General features: G+C 41.5%; 18 protein-coding genes. 8 read left to right on the top strand and 10 right to left on the bottom strand.

The window, feature by feature from the left end; all coding sequences use genetic code 11:
- Window positions 1-14: 14 nt before the first annotated feature.
- The 5 genes from DW930_RS02325 to DW930_RS02305 form a co-directional block, all read right to left on the bottom strand.
- The gene (locus DW930_RS02325; protein ID WP_123159220.1) at window positions 15-251 is read right to left on the bottom strand and encodes a DUF4649 family protein; all 237 of its coding nucleotides are present in this window, start codon (window positions 249-251) and stop codon (window positions 15-17) included.
- Window positions 251-598 (bottom strand): DUF1831 domain-containing protein, encoded by a 348-nt coding sequence (locus DW930_RS02320; protein ID WP_123159219.1) that lies wholly within the window; start codon window positions 596-598, stop codon window positions 251-253. Before DW930_RS02320 ends, DW930_RS02325 begins: the two co-directional genes overlap by 1 nt.
- Window positions 588-1,715, bottom strand: a complete 1,128-nt coding sequence (locus DW930_RS02315) for a cysteine desulfurase family protein (RefSeq protein ID WP_123159218.1) — start codon at window positions 1,713-1,715, stop codon at window positions 588-590. The genes DW930_RS02320 and DW930_RS02315 overlap by 11 nt, the downstream gene beginning before the upstream one ends.
- 9 nt (window positions 1,716-1,724) lie before the next feature.
- Window positions 1,725-2,681 (bottom strand): ribose-phosphate diphosphokinase, encoded by a 957-nt coding sequence (locus DW930_RS02310; protein WP_123159217.1) that lies wholly within the window; start codon window positions 2,679-2,681, stop codon window positions 1,725-1,727.
- Between the two features lie 62 nt (window positions 2,682-2,743).
- Window positions 2,744-3,310, bottom strand: a complete 567-nt coding sequence (locus DW930_RS02305; protein WP_123159458.1) for a CYTH domain-containing protein — start codon at window positions 3,308-3,310, stop codon at window positions 2,744-2,746.
- A 95-nt stretch (window positions 3,311-3,405) separates the two neighbouring features.
- Here DW930_RS02305 and DW930_RS02300 point away from each other — a divergent pair, with 95 nt between their 5' ends.
- The 5 genes from DW930_RS02300 (at window position 3,406) to mutY (ending at window position 8,165) form a co-directional block, all read left to right on the top strand.
- Window positions 3,406-4,077: a GTP pyrophosphokinase family protein gene (locus tag DW930_RS02300; protein ID WP_023026784.1), complete on the top strand. Its 672-nt coding sequence runs from the start codon at window positions 3,406-3,408 to the stop codon at window positions 4,075-4,077.
- Entirely contained in the window at window positions 4,061-4,879 is an 819-nt protein-coding gene (locus tag DW930_RS02295; protein ID WP_023023169.1) for an NAD kinase, read from the top strand. The genes DW930_RS02300 and DW930_RS02295 overlap by 17 nt, the downstream gene beginning before the upstream one ends.
- Window positions 4,876-5,766: an RluA family pseudouridine synthase gene (locus DW930_RS02290; RefSeq protein WP_123159216.1), complete on the top strand. Its 891-nt coding sequence runs from the start codon at window positions 4,876-4,878 to the stop codon at window positions 5,764-5,766. Before DW930_RS02295 ends, DW930_RS02290 begins: the two co-directional genes overlap by 4 nt.
- Before the next feature lie 21 nt (window positions 5,767-5,787).
- The gene (gene pta, locus DW930_RS02285) at window positions 5,788-6,762 is read left to right on the top strand and encodes a phosphate acetyltransferase (RefSeq protein ID WP_123159215.1); all 975 of its coding nucleotides are present in this window, start codon (window positions 5,788-5,790) and stop codon (window positions 6,760-6,762) included.
- Between the two features lie 248 nt (window positions 6,763-7,010).
- Window positions 7,011-8,165 carry an A/G-specific adenine glycosylase gene (gene mutY / locus DW930_RS02280; protein WP_123159214.1) on the top strand — a complete coding sequence of 385 codons (1,155 nt, stop codon included), beginning with the start codon at window positions 7,011-7,013 and terminating at the stop codon, window positions 8,163-8,165.
- Window positions 8,166-8,347: 182 nt separating this feature from the next.
- On the opposite strand, the gene DW930_RS02270 is transcribed toward mutY, so the two are convergent.
- The 5 genes from DW930_RS02270 to DW930_RS02250 all read right to left on the bottom strand — a co-directional run bounded on the left by DW930_RS02270 (window position 8,348) and on the right by DW930_RS02250 (window position 12,611).
- Entirely contained in the window at window positions 8,348-8,695 is a 348-nt protein-coding gene (locus DW930_RS02270) for a thiol reductase thioredoxin (protein ID WP_023023176.1), read from the bottom strand.
- A 109-nt stretch (window positions 8,696-8,804) separates the two neighbouring features.
- A complete protein-coding gene (locus DW930_RS02265; protein ID WP_123159213.1) occupies window positions 8,805-10,523 on the bottom strand; it encodes a phospho-sugar mutase in 1,719 nt (572 codons plus the stop codon).
- Between the two features lie 299 nt (window positions 10,524-10,822).
- A complete protein-coding gene (locus tag DW930_RS02260; protein ID WP_117744225.1) occupies window positions 10,823-11,383 on the bottom strand; it encodes an ECF transporter S component in 561 nt (186 codons plus the stop codon).
- Complete coding sequence (gene coaC, locus DW930_RS02255; protein WP_117744226.1) at window positions 11,380-11,919, bottom strand: phosphopantothenoylcysteine decarboxylase; 540 nt, start codon at window positions 11,917-11,919, stop codon at window positions 11,380-11,382. The genes DW930_RS02260 and coaC overlap by 4 nt, the downstream gene beginning before the upstream one ends.
- A 5-nt stretch (window positions 11,920-11,924) precedes the next feature.
- Complete coding sequence (locus DW930_RS02250; RefSeq protein WP_117744227.1) at window positions 11,925-12,611, bottom strand: phosphopantothenate--cysteine ligase; 687 nt, start codon at window positions 12,609-12,611, stop codon at window positions 11,925-11,927.
- A 264-nt stretch (window positions 12,612-12,875) separates the two neighbouring features.
- Here DW930_RS02250 and DW930_RS02245 point away from each other — a divergent pair, with 264 nt between their 5' ends.
- From DW930_RS02245 to DW930_RS02230, 3 genes are all read left to right on the top strand, one after another.
- Window positions 12,876-14,546, top strand: a complete 1,671-nt coding sequence (locus tag DW930_RS02245; RefSeq protein ID WP_117744228.1) for a formate--tetrahydrofolate ligase — start codon at window positions 12,876-12,878, stop codon at window positions 14,544-14,546.
- Between the two features lie 234 nt (window positions 14,547-14,780).
- Window positions 14,781-15,293: a GNAT family N-acetyltransferase gene (locus DW930_RS02235; protein ID WP_023023187.1), complete on the top strand. Its 513-nt coding sequence runs from the start codon at window positions 14,781-14,783 to the stop codon at window positions 15,291-15,293.
- A gap of 360 nt (window positions 15,294-15,653) precedes the next feature.
- Window positions 15,654-16,661 (top strand): DUF3137 domain-containing protein, encoded by a 1,008-nt coding sequence (locus DW930_RS02230; RefSeq protein WP_042507453.1) that lies wholly within the window; start codon window positions 15,654-15,656, stop codon window positions 16,659-16,661.
- Window positions 16,662-16,663: the final 2 nt, after the last annotated feature.

Here is a 16,663-nt window from a genome sequence, read left to right as displayed (position 1 = left end):
GGTGCTTTTCTTTCTTAGTTGGAATTTCTTAAACTCTGATCAAACTGAATCAGATAGCGATAGAAGTCGCCTATCTTTCCAGTAAAAGGTAATGTTTGTCCCTTGTAGGATACGGAAACAACCTGATAGGAATCTGGAAGGGTCACACAGCCTGAAAAAGCTAATAAACAGTGATCCAAATTATCGTAGCTGATTTGACGTTCCTTTTGGTATGCATCCAAATAAGTGAGGACTATGAGACCATTGGTCATTACTTTTCAATCCTTTCAAAGATTTCCCGTTCAACTAGACTATCCATAAGGAAGTAGAATTTTTGTTGGATGATTTTATTTTCTGGATTTTTAAAAATATTCACCAAGCGAAGGCCTGACTTATCAGTAATGTTAATTTTAAATCCTGTTAAATCCTTATTGATGATAATTTTTAGCTTAAAGCCATCCCCGCTGTTTGGAACAGCTTCTAATAAACGATCTAATTCGTAGTTCCCAACCTTTGTTTGTGCAAAGGTATTGTCGCGTAGGGTATATTTTTTAATATTTGGATGGATTGCGTATGTGTAATCGCAGTTTGGTAATGAGACAGATGTTTCAAATGCCATGTAATTCTCCTAAAATTTTGTGAATGGTTGTTATAAAAGTATCGACCTCAGCGGTCGTATTGAATTCGGATAAACTAATGCGAATAGATTCCTTCAATTGATGAGAATCTTCGCCATAATAAGCTGCAAGAACGTGGCTTGGTTGAACAGTTCCTGCTGTACAAGCAGAGCCGGTTGAGACTGAAATTCCTGCCATGTCTAAACGAAGCAGTAGGATATCATTGCTGATACCTGGAAAGCCGATATTTAAGACATGAGAAAGTTTGGAGTCTGTGCAATTCAGATAAAAATCTAGATCCTCTAGGCCAGTTAGGATACGTTCAGATAAGCTCTGAATATACTGATAATTTGCGTCTAACTGATCAGTTGCTTCTTTGAGGGCTTGAGCCATTCCAGCAATTGAAATCAAGTTCTCTGTACTAGCTCGACGCTTGTCTTCTTGGTCACCACCGTGTAAGAGATTGAAAAAGTCAGGCTTTCTAGCATAGAGAAGACCAACTCCCTTAGGCCCATGAAATTTATGGGCAGAGGCGGTTAGAAAATCAATTCCTAGCTCTTCAGGGGCTACAGAAAGCTTACCAACGGCTTGAACAGCATCCACATGAAAAGCAGCAGGATGGTCTTTTAAAAGGTCTGAAATAGCCTTGATGGGTAAGAGATCACCCGTCTCGTTATTGGCATACATGGTGGACACCAAAATAGTATCAGGACGAAGGGCGGCTCGAATATCTTCAGGTCGAATTTTTTGATCTACTGGTTGAATGATGGTTACTTCAAATCCATATTCTTGGACCAAGTACTCAATCGGTTCAAGAACGGCATGGTGCTCAATAGCCGTGGTGATAATATGCTTGCCTTTCTGTCTGTGTTTGAGACAGTAGCCCTTTATAACAGTGTTATTGCTTTCGGTTCCCCCAGAAGTGAAGGTAATTTGTTGACTAGAGGTTTTTAAACAAGATGCAACGCATTTCCTAGCATCTCTAAGTATCTTTTTCGCTTGGCGACCGTGGGAGTGGAGACTGGATGGATTTCCGAAACTGGATTCCATCGTTTCTGTCATCACCTTGATTACTCCAGGGCTTAGAGGAGTTGTTGCTGCATTGTCAAAATAAATCACGCCATCACCTTATTTCTTGTGGTATGCAAAGAGTGGACTAACTGGTTTACGCTCTTGGATACGTACAAGGGCATCTCCAATCAATTCGCTTGCAGTAATGTATTTTACATTTTTTGGTTTTTGCTCTTTGGTTGCTACAGAGTCTGTAACTAAAATTTCTTTAATCGGTGCTTGGTCTAGTAATTCTGCAGCTCCTTTAACGAAAAGTCCGTGACTAGAAACAGCATAAATCTCAGTAGCGCCATCTCGTTGGACAATTTTTGCAGCTTCAGAGAAGGTTTTTCCTGTATTTAAAATATCATCGATAAGGATTGCTTTTTTTCCTTTGACATCCCCGATGATGTAGCCTTGGTCACGGCTAGAGTCGTCTTGGGCGTAGTCGATGATAGCAATTGGGGCATCTAGATATTCTGCAAGATTGCGTGCGCGTTTCACTCCAGAATTTTTAGGGCTGACAACCACTACATCTGAACCGGTTAAACCTTGTTTGATATAGTGATCAGCAAATAGAGGAATCGTGAACAAGTTGTCTACTGGGATATCGAAGAAGCCTTGTACTTGAACCGCATGAAGATCGAGGGTTACAACACGGTCTACCCCTGCCTTGACAAGCATGTTGGCAACTAATTTTGCTGTAATTGGTTCGCGAGGAGCAGCAGTGCGGTCTTGACGAGCATACCCAAAGTATGGAAGGACCACGTTTACGGTATGGGCACTTGCTCGTTGGCAAGCATCTACCATGATTAACAATTCCATTAAGTGATTGTTCACTGGGAAGCTAGTAGATTGGATGATGTAAATATCATATCCACGCACACTTTCTTCGATATTAATTTGGATTTCACCATCTGAGAATTGACGTGAAGAAAGCTTTCCGAGTGGGATGCCAGCAACTTCCGAAATTTTTTGTGCAATTTCTTGATTGGAGTTGAGTGCGAAGAGCTTCATATTGTTTTTTTCTGACATGTGTTTGATCCTCATTTAGATATTTTTGTCTAGTCTTATTTTAGCAAAAAAATTCAGTAATTTCAGCTTTTTAGCAAACTTTGAGCTAATCTTGCCACTTTACTTTTTGCTGGCTTATATTCAATTTGTTTTTCCTTGAGAAATTCGTGAAAATAAGTTTCATCTGAGGCAGCATCTACCTCCATTTCCAACTCATAGTCCTCAATAGAATTATAACGACTACGGTCAAAGGCTAATAAACCTTTAGGGATTCTTTTCTCACGTCTCTCTGTTTCCAGACTACCCCAGACATCTAAGGCAGCTAGTGGAATTCCTAAATCAGTGAGAAAGCTGGCAATCTCACCTTGAGGGAGTTTTTTCTTGGATAGAAAGTCTTCTACCTGATCAAATGTAAGAGCTTGGTTGTATTCAAAATGTCCCGCTTCTTGCGGTACTTTAAGGGTTAGCTCAGCCCGATCAGCTAAGGTACGAATGCGCAAGGCCATCTGATGATTCCGGATGGCTTGGTCGGGCGTATCGATATAGTGATTGGTTTGTCGAATAGGAGGTTGTTCCTTGAAAAAATCCTTAAGAGAGTCGTATTCTTCCTTGGTTAGTAAGGTTTTAAATTCAATTTCTAAATGATTCATAGCCACGTCCTTTTCTTTCGTTTGCAAGCTCTTTATGATATAATAATAGATGTGTTTATTTTATACAAAAAACTTTGAGATGACAAGGTGATTCAATGGCGATTGATTGGGAAAATTTTTTAGATCCCTATATCCAAGCAGTTGGTGAGTTGAAGATTAAGCTTCGTGGGATAAGAAAGCAGTATCGCAAACAACAAAAGCATTCCCCAATCGAGTTTGTGACCGGTCGTGTGAAGCCGATTGAGAGTATTCTCGAAAAAATGGAACGCAGAAGTATTTCTGAAGAGAACCTGGCTCAAGATATGCAAGATATTGCTGGTCTGCGGGTTATGGTTCAATTTGTAGATGACGTAGAAGAAGTCTTAGAAGTTCTTCGTAAGCGTCAAGATATGCGCGTGGTGCAGGAAAGAGATTATATTCGTCACAAAAAGTCTAGTGGTTATCGAAGCTACCACGTCGTAGTAGAGTACCCAGTAGATACCATTAATGGCTATGAAACTATTTTGGCAGAGATACAGATTCGTACCCTGTCTATGAATTTTTGGGCCACCATTGAACACTCATTAAATTACAAATATAAAGGAGATTTTCCGGACGAGATTAAAAAGCGTCTTGAAGTCACTGCGAATTTAGCTTATCAACTCGATGAGGAAATGGGCGCCATTCGTGATGCCATTCAGGAGGCGCAAGCCCTTTTTGATCCTATGCATCGTAAATTAAACGATGGTGTCGGAAATAGTGATGATACAGATGAGGACTACAGGTAAGAAGGTTTCGATTATTCGAAATCGAAAACGCCAGAGCGAAGAGGTCTTTCAACAACTTCGTTATAAATTAAAAAAGAATAATTTTATCTTGACTGAAAAACATCCGGATATCGTGATCTCCATTGGTGGAGATGGCATGTTGCTTTCGGCTTTTCATAAGTACGAGAGTCAATTAGATCGGGTTCGTTTTGTTGGGGTGCATACGGGGCATCTTGGATTTTATACGGACTATCTAGATGATGAGATTGACAAATTAGTAGAAAATCTTAAGTACGATACAGGTGCCAAGGTATCTTACCCAATCCTGAATGTCAAAGTGACCTTTGAAAATGGCGATACTAAGATTATGCGAGCCCTAAATGAAGCGACTATCAAACGTAGTGACCGAACCATGGTGGCTGACCTAACCATCAATGGCGTTCATTTTGAGCGGTTCAGAGGGGACGGCATTACCGTTTCAACCCCTACAGGTAGTACGGCTTATAACAAGTCTTTGGGAGGGGCTGTTCTTCACCCGACAATCGAAGCACTTCAAATTGCAGAAATTGCTAGCCTCAATAACCGTGTGTATCGAACTTTGGGTTCATCGATCATTGTTCCTAAAAAAGATAAGATTGAAATTACGCCAAGCCGGCCTGGTTTTCACATTCTCTCTGTTGATAATTCAACTTATTCCTATCGAAATATCGTCCATATCGAGTACCAGATTGATAACCACAAGATCAATTTCGTAGCGAGCCCAAGTCATACCAGTTTCTGGAATCGGGTCAAGGATGCTTTTATTGGAGATATTGACGAATGAGGTTCGAGTTTATTGCAGACGAACACGTCAAGGTCAAAACATTCCTGAAGAAGCACCAGGTTTCAAAGGGGTTATTGGCCAAGATCAAGTTTTCTGGAGGCCAGATTTTAGTGAATGGCATTGAACAAAATGCCATTTATCTTCTTGATATAGGAGATAAGGTAACGATTGATATTCCCTCTGAGGAAGGCTATGAAGCCTTGGAGGCCATTGATCGTGATTTGGAAATCTTGTATGAAGACGATCATTTCTTAGTCCTCAACAAACCGGCAGGAGTGGCATCCATTCCTAGCTCTCTTCATTCCAATACCATTGCAAACTTTGTCAAGGGTTACTACGTTCGAAACCAGTATGAAAACCAGCTGGTTCATATTGTCACCCGTCTAGACAAGGACACTAGTGGAATCATGCTCTTTGCTAAACATGGCTATGCCCATGCCCGATTGGATAAACAACTTCAGGCTAAGACCATTCAAAAACGTTACTTTGCATTGGTAAAGGGGACGGGAGAGTTGGCAAGCAAGGGTGACATTATTGCCCCCATTGCGCGTGATGAAGACTCGATCATTACCCGAAAAGTAGCAAAAGGTGGCAAGTATGCTCATACCAGCTACCAAGTTGTCCAGTCTTTCGGTGATATTCATCTGGTGGATATCCAATTGCATACAGGCCGGACCCATCAGATTCGCGTTCATTTTTCTCATATTGGTTATCCGCTTTTGGGAGATGATCTTTATGGTGGTTCCTTAGAAGACGGGATACTTCGACAAGCCTTACATTGCCATTCCTTGGCTTTCTGTCATCCTTTTTTGGAAGAAGAACTCCGAATTGAAAGTTCTTTGCCAGATGATTTTAGCCAGGTCTTAAAACAGTTAACAAATATTTAATTTTTTTCAAAGGAGAAACTCATGGAAGTTTTTGAAAACCTCAAAGCCAACCTGGTTGGTAAGAATGCACGTATTGTATTACCAGAAGGTGAAGAACCACGTATTCTTCAAGCAGCAAAACGAATTGTGAAAGAAACAGACGTAACCCCTGTCTTGCTTGGGAATCCGGATAAGATTGGCATTTACCTTGAAATTGAAGGAGTTTTGGAAGGATACGAAGTCATCGATCCGCATTCTTACTCAGGTTTTGAAGAGATGGTAACTTCCTTAGTTGAACGTCGCAAGGGTAAAATGACAGAAGAAGAAGCACGCCAAATTTTGCTAGATGATGTCAACTACTTTGGTGTCATGTTGGTACATCTTGGAATTGTTGATGGAATGGTGTCAGGTGCGATTCACTCAACAGCAGCAACCGTTCGTCCAGCTCTTCAAATTATCAAAACTCGTCCAAATGTTAAACGGACTTCAGGTGCCTTTCTCATGGTTCGCGGATCTGAACGCTACTTGTTTGGTGACTGTGCGATTAACATCAATCCAGATGCTGAAGGCTTGGCTGAAATTGCCATCAACTCTGCTATCACAGCGAAGATGTTTGGGATTGATCCAAAAATCGCCATGTTGAGCTATTCAACAAAAGGTTCAGGTTTTGGTGAAAGTGTTGATAAAGTAGTTGAAGCAACAAAAATCGCTCATGAGCTTCGTCCAGATCTTGAAATTGATGGGGAATTGCAATTTGACGCAGCCTTTGTACCTGAAACAGCAGCATTGAAAGCTCCAGGAAGCAAGGTAGCAGGTCAAGCCAATGTCTTTATCTTCCCTGGTATCGAAGCTGGTAACATTGGTTACAAGATGGCAGAACGTCTTGGTGGCTTTGCGGCGGTAGGTCCAGTCTTGCAAGGATTGAACAAGCCAGTGAACGACCTTTCCCGCGGATGTAATGCAGATGACGTTTACAAGTTGACCTTGATCACAGCGGCTCAAGCTGTTGAACAATAAGAATAATTTAAAGGAGAGTGGGACAGAAATCGGTAATTGGTTAGAATTCAATTTCGTCGTCCCACCTTTGCACAGTTGAGTAGGGCTGTAAAAGCTGATGAAGTCAGCGTAGTAGAGGCCACTCAACCACTGCGTCTTGCTCGACAATCCAAAGAAAATTGAGAGGCTGGGACTTTTGTCCCAGCCTCTTTTTATTGATAAAGTCAGAATTGTAAAAGTAAAAGTCCATTCTGTGGTATACTAGGAATATGATGGATTTAAAAGATTACGGGATTACCATGTGGGAGGAGAAAAAAATTGCTTCTTTCCGAAGAAAAATATTAGCATGGTATGATGCCAATAAACGGGATCTTCCCTGGAGAAGGACGCAGGATCCTTATAAAATTTGGATCTCAGAGATTATGCTCCAGCAGACACGCGTCGATACGGTTATTCCTTATTATGAGCGTTTTCTTGACTGGTTTCCGACGATTGAGGATTTGGATAAGGCGCCAGAAGAGAAACTCTTGAAAGCTTGGGAAGGTTTGGGTTATTACTCACGGGTTCGCAATATGCAGAAAGCCGCTCAGCAGATGATGGAAGACTACGGAGGTTTATTTCCATCAACCTATGAGGCTATCTCAAAACTTAAGGGAATTGGACCTTATACAGCCGGTGCTATAGCTAGTATTGCTTTTGGCTTGCCAGAACCAGCAGTGGATGGCAATGTCATGCGGGTCCTAGCCCGCTTGTTTGAGGTGGACTATGATATCGGAATCCCGACCAATCGTAAAATTTTTCAAGCCATGATGGAAATCTTAATCGATCCGGACCGTCCTGGCGACTTTAATCAAGCCTTAATGGATTTAGGCTCTGATATCGAATCACCAGTCAATCCAAGGCCGGAGGAGAGTCCTGTTAAGGAATTTAGTGCGGCTTATCAGCATGGAACCATGGATCGTTATCCCATCAAGGCTCCTAAAAAGAAACCAGTGCCAGTTTATTTAACAGCCTTTATTATAAAGGATAGTCAAGGGCGCTATTTGCTGGAGAAAAATGAACGAGAAGGCCTATTATCTGGTTTTTGGCATTTTCCCTTGATTGAAGTGGATAATCTATCGGAGAACTTGGGGCAGTTGTCTCTACTGGATGGAAAGGGGCAAGCAGGAGACCTTCCGGAAATACTTTCCTTTGAACAGGATTATGACTTGGTCATTGATTGGCAAGAGAAATCTTATCCCATCGTCCAGCATGTCTTTTCACATCGCAAATGGCAGGTTCAACTTCGTTACGGCTTGGTAAAAGAAGGAGAGCAGCCAACAAGTGAATCGACTGTTTGGTTAAGACCAGAAGAATTTTCGGCCTATCCTTTTGCCAAACCCCAGCAAAAGATTTGGACGACTTTTACAGAAAACGAAAAATGAGAGTGGGACAGAAATCGGTAATTCGTTAGAATTCGATTTCGTCGTCCCACCTCCGCACAGTTGAGAAGGGCTGTAAAAGCTGATGGAATCAGCGTAGTAGAGCCCACTCAACCACTGAGTCTTGCTCGACAATCCAAAGATAATTAAGAGGCTAGGACTTTTGTCCCAGCCTCAATTTTTTCTTATAGATGAGCGAATGCTTTAATTTCTTCTTCTGACATAGAAGAGTCACAACGAACCGTTACTTCACCTGCTTCGACATGTAAAAATCCTGGTACAGTTGGAATGCCATAGGTTGAACGGAAGGCTTGTAAAGCCTCTAATTGGCTTGGTTCTTCACTATTGATGAAGTAGATATGAGCTTTTGTTTCAGCTACTACAGTTGCTAATTTAGCAGCGAACTTACGGCAATATGGGCAAGTCTTGCGTCCAATAAAGAAGGTTGCTGTTTCTTTTTGGTCGATGGCTTCTTGCGCACGCGCAACAGTGGTTACTTCAAGATCTTTAATATCTTCTAAAAATTGTTCCATGAGATTACCTCGCTTTCTTATAAATCTAGTATGCCATAAAGGGCGAAAAAATGCTGTATTTTGATACGAAAAAAAGATGAGATTGGTTGATCTCATCTTTTGTGGTTTCTTATTTTACAAAGGCATTGATTTCAGCTTCGATGTTAGCAATTTTAGCTTGAGAATCTTCGTTGCTTTCACCAACAACGGCAATGTAGAACTTAATTTTTGGTTCTGTACCTGAAGGGCGAACGGCAATCCAAGAACCATCAGCAAGTGTGTATTTCAATACATCACTTGGAGGAGTTGTCAAGGTTGTTACAGTGCCATCAGCAGCAGTAGATGTTTGTGCTTTGAAGTCTTCAGTGATTGAAACTTCTGTTGAGTTAAATTCTTTTGGCCCGTTTTCACGGAATTTCGCCATAATCGCCTTGATTTGCTCAGCACCGTCAACACCAGAGAGGGTAACAGAGATTGTCTTTTCAGCATAGTAGCCGTACTCTTTGTAGATTTCCTCGATACCGTCAGCAAGTGTCAAACCACGAGAGCGGTAGTAAGCAGCAAGCTCAGCAACGACAAGGACAGCTTGAATCGCATCTTTATCACGTACGAATGGTTTAATCAAGTAACCGAAGCTTTCTTCAAATCCCATCATGTAAGTGTGATTGTGTTTTTCTTCGAATTCTTGAATCTTTTCAGCGATGAATTTGAAACCAGTCAAGACGTTAAACATAGTTGCGCCGTAGCTTTCAGCAATCTTCGTTACCAAGTCAGTTGATACGATAGATTTGCAAAGGGCTGCATTTTCTGGAAGGGTTCCAGCGTTTTTGTGGGCTTCCAAGATGTACTTAGCCATGATAGCACCGATTTGGTTACCTGAAAGGTTAAGGTAGCTACCGTCTTTTTGAAGGACTTCAACACCGACACGGTCAGCGTCAGGGTCAGTTGCCACAAGAACATCAGCTCCTACTTGGCGACCAAGTTCTTCTGCAAGAGCAAAGGCTGCTTGGCTTTCTGGGTTTGGTGATTTTACAGTTGAGAAGTCAGGGTCTGGAGTTGCTTGAGCTTCAACGACTTGAACAGAGTCAAATCCTGCTTGAGCAAGAGCACGACGAGCCAACATTTCACCAGTACCGTGAAGTGGAGTGTAGACAATCTTCATGTCTTTACCGAATTCTTCAATCAAGGCAGGATTGATGTTCACGTCTTTGACTTCTTTGAGGTATTCAGCATCAATCGCTTCACCAATAACTTCGATCAAACCAGAGGCTTTTTCTGCTTCAACATCAGCGACTTCCACAGCGAATGGATTGTCGATGGCACGGATGTAGGTTGTCAAAGCGTCCGCGTCGTGTGGAGGCATTTGGCCACCATCTTCACCGTAAACCTTGTATCCGTTAAAGGGAGCAGGGTTGTGGCTAGCTGTAATCATGATCCCTGCAAAACAGTTGAGGTGACGAACAGCAAATGAAAGTTCTGGAGTTGGACGGAGACTTTCAAAGACATAGGATTTAATACCGTGTTTTGCAAGAACGGCTGCTGATTCAAAGGCAAACTCTGGAGAGAAGTGACGGCTATCGTAAGCGATGGCTACCCCACGTTCTTTTTCATTTCCACCCTTTGATTCGATCAAACGAGCCAAACCTTCAGTTGCTTGACGGACTACATAGATGTTAATACGGTTGGTACCGGCACCAATCAATCCACGCATACCAGCAGTACCGAATTCAAGGTTCGTGTAGAAGGCATCTTCTTTGGTTTTTTCATCCATGTTTTCCAAATCGCGACGAAGGTAATCTGGTAGGTCAGCAAAATCAGCCCATTTTTGGAAGTTTTCTTGATAAGTCATGCAAGCGTCTCCTTTTTAATATATAATTAATCGCTCACATTATAGCAAATTTTTTCAGAAAATTCTAGCGATAATTGTAAATCTTTTCAAAAATAAAGAGGGAATTTTGGATAGAAAAAAGGCTGGGACAAAAGTCCTAGCCTCTCAATTATCTTTAGATTGTCGAGCAAGACGCAGTGCTTGAGTGGGCTCTACTACGCTGATTTCATCAGCTTTTACAGCCCTACTCAACTGTGCGGAGGTGGGACAACGAAATCAAATTCTAACGAATGACCGATTTCTGTCCCACTCTCAACTTTTTATTTTAATTTTTCGAGGGCTGGGACAACGGCACTAGTGATCAGAACCGTTGCAATAACTTCGATGAGTGAGTTAGTAGACACAATCAAGCCAAGAAAATGTTGAATTCCTCTCCCAAAGGTATTACCAAAGAAGAGGTAAATCCCGCTTAAAACGAATACAGTATTGGTCATAGATCCGACAATGCCGGCTGTTATTAACCCAGTACGATTGTGCATCCATCGATAGACAAAATAAGGTGTTACCCCGATGAGAATACGCGGTACTATAGCGATGACAAGGGAATAGAGATTTCCGTTTGGCACAAAGGGACTAAATAGATAGCTTGCTGGGGTTAAAACAAGAGTATTCATCGTTAAACTAAAGAGTCCCATAAGCAGTCCTAGAATAGCACCTGTACGAGGTCCATAAATGATAGACGCGATCACGACAGGGATATGAACCAAGGTTGGCTGAATACCTGATGGTACAAAATGTAAGATGAAGGAAGTTGTAAAATGGATGGTAATCATTACCGCGAAAAATATAGCAATGCGTGAAATGGATGAGGATTTTTTCATGAAAGCGACTCCTGTATAGTAGTTAGAATGGTTTCGATAGAAGCTAAAGCTCCAGCCCCTTGATCGCCACAAGCCAGAGTAGCATAGCGAGGTTGAATAATCTGATAGCCGTAGTCTTGTAAGAGTTTTAGATTTCGTTGGGTAGCTGGGTGTTCCAGCATTTTCGTATTCATAGCGGGGGCTAGGATTTTTTTAGTTTCTTGAGGCAAGGCTAGAGCTGTGCTCGTCACCATATTATCTGCTAGCCCCATGGCAAGTTTAGCAATCGTATTGGCACTAGCCGGTGCTACTAGAAAGAGGTCTGTTTCTTTTCCAATGTCGATGTGTTCAATCCGCTGTGGATCCTCTTCAATCATGACATCTAGACCGACTGGATTTTTTGAAAGGACCTGAAGGGTTAGGGGAGTGATAAAAGCTGTAGCTGCAGGAGTCATGATTACCTTCAGCTGATGACCGAGCTTGGTCAATTGACTGGTGATATCCGCTGCCTTATATGCAGAAATACTTCCTGTAACAGCTAGTAGAATATTGGCCATAGGTTTTATCCTTTATTTGTAATGTGATGGAAGATTTTTTGAGCAATATCCAATTTCGTTTTGGCTATTCGAGTAGCATCTTTAGTAACTAAGTATGCTCGATGCTTCCCGTCTTGAATTTCGCTCAAGTCATTGGCGACAATCATTTCTGCCTGATTTTTTTTGAGGCTAGCACGAGCAACTGATAGCAGTTGATCCTGGGATACATCAACCAGCAGTTTAAATCCAATTAAACGAATGTCTGGATTCCAGGCTTTCACCAAGGAAATCAACTTAGGATTTTTCTTCAAAAAGAGAACTTGATAATCTTCCTCCGATGAAATCTTCGATTCCTGATTGGTTTGATGGAGAAATTGCTCTAAATTAGTAGCTTCTTTTACAGCATGAAAACCTGTCATATAGACTGGACTGTAGTCGGAGACAGCCATGGAATGAATAAGGACCTGATGAGTTGGAGTTTCTTTCTCAAGAACTGTTTGAAGTTCAGCGACATCTTTGATGATCACTTTTGTTAAACGAGGGTGTGCATTCGGTTGAACCGCAGTTGGGGTGGTCACCAGAGTCACAGAAAATCCTGCCTCTAAAAATTTTTCGGAAATGATTTTTCCAAGTTGACCAGTGGAATGGTTGGTAATCGAACGAACCTGATCAATTTTTTCACTCGTTCCACCAGAAGTAATCAAAATATTCATAGGCTTATTTTACAAGAATTTTATATTTTAGTAAAGCCAAGAACATGGGTCTTGCGTCTGTTTTTTAGGCGAAACGGAAGTAATGGGAGAGGAATTGGGGACTCATAGTTATTTCGTATAGAGGGCTATAAGAAATTAGAATAAAGGCCAAAAAGGTTCATTTTAAAGGCAAATACCGAACGAACGGGGAAAGTTTGACATTTAAAATATATATCCTTGTGAAATTTCTGTATAATAGGATTATTAAATAGTGAGGAGATTAAGATGAAGACAGATATCGAGATTGCACAAAGTATTGAATTGAAACCAATCACAGATGTGGTAGAAAAATTGGGGATTCATTTCGATGACTTAGAACTCTATGGAAAGTACAAGGCAAAATTAACCTTTGATAAGATTCAAGCCGTTCAGAAGGAAGAACCAGGAAAACTCATCTTGGTGACAGCTATTAACCCAACTCCAGCTGGAGAAGGAAAATCTACTATCACTATTGGATTGGCAGATGCCTTAAATAAGATTGGTAAACAAACCATGATTGCCATCCGCGAACCATCTTTAGGTCCTGTTATGGGTATTAAAGGGGGAGCAGCTGGTGGAGGCTATGCCCAAGTTCTCCCTATGGAGGATATAAATCTTCATTTCACGGGTGACATGCATGCCATTACGACAGCAAACAATGCTCTTTCAGCTTTGATTGATAATCATTTGCATCAAGGAAATGAGCTAGGCATCGACCAACGCCGGATTATCTGGAAGCGGGTAGTGGACTTGAATGACCGTGCTTTGCGGCATGTTTCTATCGGTCTCGGAGGCCCTCTTAATGGGATTCCTCGTGAGGATGGGTTTGATATCACCGTTGCTTCTGAGATTATGGCCATTCTTTGTTTGGCGACAGATATTGAAGACTTGAAACGCCGTTTGGCTAATATTGTCATCGGCTACCGCTATGATCGTAGTCCAGTTTATGTCCGCGATTTAGAAGTAGAAGGGGCTCTTGCTTTAATCCTGAAAGATGCCATCAAGCCAAACTTGGTTCAAACCATCTATGGAACTCCAGCCTTCGTTCATGGTGGACCTTTTGCAAATATTGCCCATGGATGTAACTCTGTTTTGGCTACCTCAACCGCTCTTCGTTTAGCCGATTACGTGGTGACAGAGGCAGGCTTTGGGGCAGATTTAGGAGCTGAAAAATTCTTGGATATCAAAACACCAAATCTCCCAGCCAGTCCATCTGCTGTTGTGATTGTTGCAACGATTCGAGCTTTGAAGATGAATGGTGGAGTTGCCAAAGATGCTCTTTCTGAGGAAAACGTTGAGGCTGTTCGTTCAGGTTTTTCTAACTTGGAACGCCATGTTGAAAATATGCGCAAATTCGGTGTTCCTGTAGTGGTTGCCATTAATGAATTTGTAACGGATACAGAAGCTGAAATTGAAACTCTTAAAGAACTTTGTGCTTCTATTCAAGTTCCTGTTGAATTGGCTAGCGTTTGGGCTGATGGAGCTGATGGAGGAGTAGCCCTAGCAGAAACCGTGGTGGCGACCCTTGAAACAAGTACAGCTAGCTACACTCGTCTTTATGATAATGATCTTTCTATTGAAGAAAAAATTACCAAGATTGCTAAGGAAATTTACCGGGCAGACAATGTTGTCTTTGAGAAAAAAGCCAAAACTCAGATTGCTCAGATTGTAAAAAATGGCTGGGACAAGTTGCCCGTTTGTATGGCCAAGACACAATATAGTTTTTCAGATGATCCAAGTCTCCTTGGAGCGCCGACTGGCTTTGATATTACCATTCGCGAATTGGTGCCTAAGACTGGTGCAGGCTTCGTCGTTGCTCTAACTGGTGAAGTGATGACCATGCCTGGACTACCAAAACGTCCTGCTGCTTTGAACATGGATGTGGCAGAAGATGGGACAGCCTTGGGCTTATTCTAATAAAAGTATATGAGAGTGGGACAAAAGTCCTAGCCTCTCAATTGTCTTTGGATTGTCGAGCAAGACGCAGTGGTTGAGTGGGCTCTACTACGCTGATTACATCAGCTATTACAGCCCTACTCAACTGTGCGGAGGTGGGACGACGAAATCGAATTCTAACGAATTACCGATTTCTGTCCCACTCTCATTTTTATATTTTCGAGGTATAATAGAGAGATAGAAAGCGAGAAGACTATGTTGAAGATACGACCAGTCACCTTAGCGGATGCTCCTGAACTTGTCAGAATTTATGCCCCTTATGTTAAGAAAACAGCCATCACTTTTGAATATGATGTTCCGACGACGGAGGAATTTGAAGGGCGTATCGAAAAGACCCTTCAACGTTTTCCCTACTTAGTAGCTGAAGAAAATGGTCAAGTACTTGCTTATGCCTATGCTTCAACCTATTATGACCGATCAGCCTATGACTGGGCTGTAGAAGTATCAGTCTATGTGAACGAACATTATCTTGGGCAAGGACTGGGTTCTCGTTTGTATGAGGCCTTAGAGAGGGAGCTGGAAGCGCGTGGCTATTTACGCTTCTTAGCTTGCATCGCCTTGCCAAATCCAGCTAGTATTGCCCTGCATGAAAAACGAGGCTATGTGAAAGTTGCTCATTTTCCTAGAATTGGCTATAAATTTGATCAATGGCATGATATTGTCTGGATGCAAAAGACAATCGAAGGGCCTGTGAAATCCCTAATGTAATAATGCAGATGAATCGTGGCTTTCCTCTATTTCTCTTAAGCTTTTTGAGAGGAATTCTAAAACGAGCCTCTTGACAGCTTATGCAATGTCGTGGTAGACTAGTTTCATGCGATGAGTCGATTGGCTCTTAGGAGCCTTTTGCGCTGAGGAGGTCTACATTCAATTGTAACGCAGGAGCGGACCTTGAACAGTTGTGTGAACCGGCTGTTCTCATCGAAAGATGCCTCGAATCCCTTACCATTTGGTAGGGGATTTTTTTGTAGAAATTCACTGCTATCAAATACATATATTTGTTTGCCTCTTGTGGTTGCTGGTGGTATAATGATGGAAATAGATGTATTCATTTGTGTTTGAAAGGAGATGGTTATAGTGTATGATCAAAACAGTCCAAACAACAAGTGGTCACAAGAAACTTTCCAACGTATCAGTGAACTGGAGAGATTAGAACAATATCAGGCTAAGTTGTTCATCATGAAGGAACAAATGAAGAATAACCTTCATTGGAGAAACGCTACTATGCTTGGTATTATTTTAGCTATACTATCTTTCCCACTTTTTGGATTGCGAGCCTTTGTTATCATTCTTCTTGCAGGGGTGTTCTATTATTTACCAGCCTACCAAAAAAGAAAGTCTTTATTCAGAGGTCAGGTTCGATCCAATGACGAGATTTATATAACAGATTTTCTTTGTCCTATTTTGAAAGAAGTTTTTCCTCAAGCTGAGCTAACTTTGACAGCTAACTACCCTATGAATGTCTTGCAGGTCTTTAGTCCGAGATCGACTAAGTTTAATCTCTTTAATCAACTGTCCTTCCATGATGAAAAGAATCTCGTAGTAGCCAATCTCTATGCTTACCACATTGAAACGCGAACCAAGAGAGACTCTAACGGGGAAACTCATACGGTCAACGAAGAAGTTGAAGATTTTTCTGGTCAGATTTTTTCTTTAAAAGCTCCAATCTCATTTCCAGGGCACTTGAGAGTTGTTCCAACCAAGAAATCTTTGTTTTTAAAAAGAGAACTAAAAGGAGACTATCCGGGTGCTGGACCTAATGAAGTCCAAATTGAAACAGAAGATATCCAAAACAATGAAAACTACAATATCTATTGTACTGATGAACTGGCTGCACGAAAATTCTTAAAACCAAAGATCCTAGAATGGTTTGATCAGCAAATTTCTCAGAATGCTATGTGTGTGTATTTAGTACAAGACACACTCTACATTTCCTTATATACTGATCGCTACCTTTTCCCAACCCCAAATAGAAAAGACGCAATCGAAAGTCTTTCGATTGCTGCAGAGTATCAAAAACTCTGTAGGGAGATTGATCTCATTGATGAATTAACCAATATATTTAAAGGAGAATAACT

Source organism: Streptococcus sp. AM43-2AT (assembly GCF_003603405.1).
In the GTDB taxonomy this organism is placed as follows: Bacteria; Bacillota; Bacilli; order Lactobacillales; family Streptococcaceae; genus Streptococcus; species Streptococcus ilei.
Note: the sequence above shows the minus strand (reverse complement) of the source record. Positions and strands in the feature narration are given on the sequence as shown.

Excerpts from the sequence above, each read along its gene's own strand:
- DW930_RS02250 (WP_117744227.1), bottom strand. The coding sequence starts at position 12,611 with ATGAATATTTTGATTACTTCTGGTGGAACGAGTGAAAAAATTGATCAG.
- DW930_RS02300 (WP_023026784.1), top strand. The coding sequence starts at position 3,406 with ATGGCGATTGATTGGGAAAATTTTTTAGATCCCTATATCCAAGCAGTT.
- mutY (WP_123159214.1), top strand. The coding sequence starts at position 7,011 with ATGATGGATTTAAAAGATTACGGGATTACCATGTGGGAGGAGAAAAAA.
- DW930_RS02260 (WP_117744225.1), bottom strand. The coding sequence starts at position 11,383 with ATGAAAAAATCCTCATCCATTTCACGCATTGCTATATTTTTCGCGGTA.
- DW930_RS02295 (WP_023023169.1), top strand. The coding sequence starts at position 4,061 with ATGAGGACTACAGGTAAGAAGGTTTCGATTATTCGAAATCGAAAACGC.
- DW930_RS02320 (WP_123159219.1), bottom strand. The coding sequence starts at position 598 with ATGGCATTTGAAACATCTGTCTCATTACCAAACTGCGATTACACATAC.
- coaC (WP_117744226.1), bottom strand. The coding sequence starts at position 11,919 with ATGGCCAATATTCTACTAGCTGTTACAGGAAGTATTTCTGCATATAAG.
- DW930_RS02305 (WP_123159458.1), bottom strand. The coding sequence starts at position 3,310 with ATGAATCATTTAGAAATTGAATTTAAAACCTTACTAACCAAGGAAGAA.
- DW930_RS02270 (WP_023023176.1), bottom strand. The coding sequence starts at position 8,695 with ATGGAACAATTTTTAGAAGATATTAAAGATCTTGAAGTAACCACTGTT.
- DW930_RS02290 (WP_123159216.1), top strand. The coding sequence starts at position 4,876 with ATGAGGTTCGAGTTTATTGCAGACGAACACGTCAAGGTCAAAACATTC.
- pta (WP_123159215.1), top strand. The coding sequence starts at position 5,788 with ATGGAAGTTTTTGAAAACCTCAAAGCCAACCTGGTTGGTAAGAATGCA.
- DW930_RS02245 (WP_117744228.1), top strand. The coding sequence starts at position 12,876 with ATGAAGACAGATATCGAGATTGCACAAAGTATTGAATTGAAACCAATC.
- DW930_RS02265 (WP_123159213.1), bottom strand. The coding sequence starts at position 10,523 with ATGACTTATCAAGAAAACTTCCAAAAATGGGCTGATTTTGCTGACCTA.
- DW930_RS02310 (WP_123159217.1), bottom strand. The coding sequence starts at position 2,681 with ATGTCAGAAAAAAACAATATGAAGCTCTTCGCACTCAACTCCAATCAA.
- DW930_RS02235 (WP_023023187.1), top strand. The coding sequence starts at position 14,781 with ATGTTGAAGATACGACCAGTCACCTTAGCGGATGCTCCTGAACTTGTC.
- DW930_RS02325 (WP_123159220.1), bottom strand. The coding sequence starts at position 251 with ATGACCAATGGTCTCATAGTCCTCACTTATTTGGATGCATACCAAAAG.
- DW930_RS02230 (WP_042507453.1), top strand. The coding sequence starts at position 15,654 with ATGGTTATAGTGTATGATCAAAACAGTCCAAACAACAAGTGGTCACAA.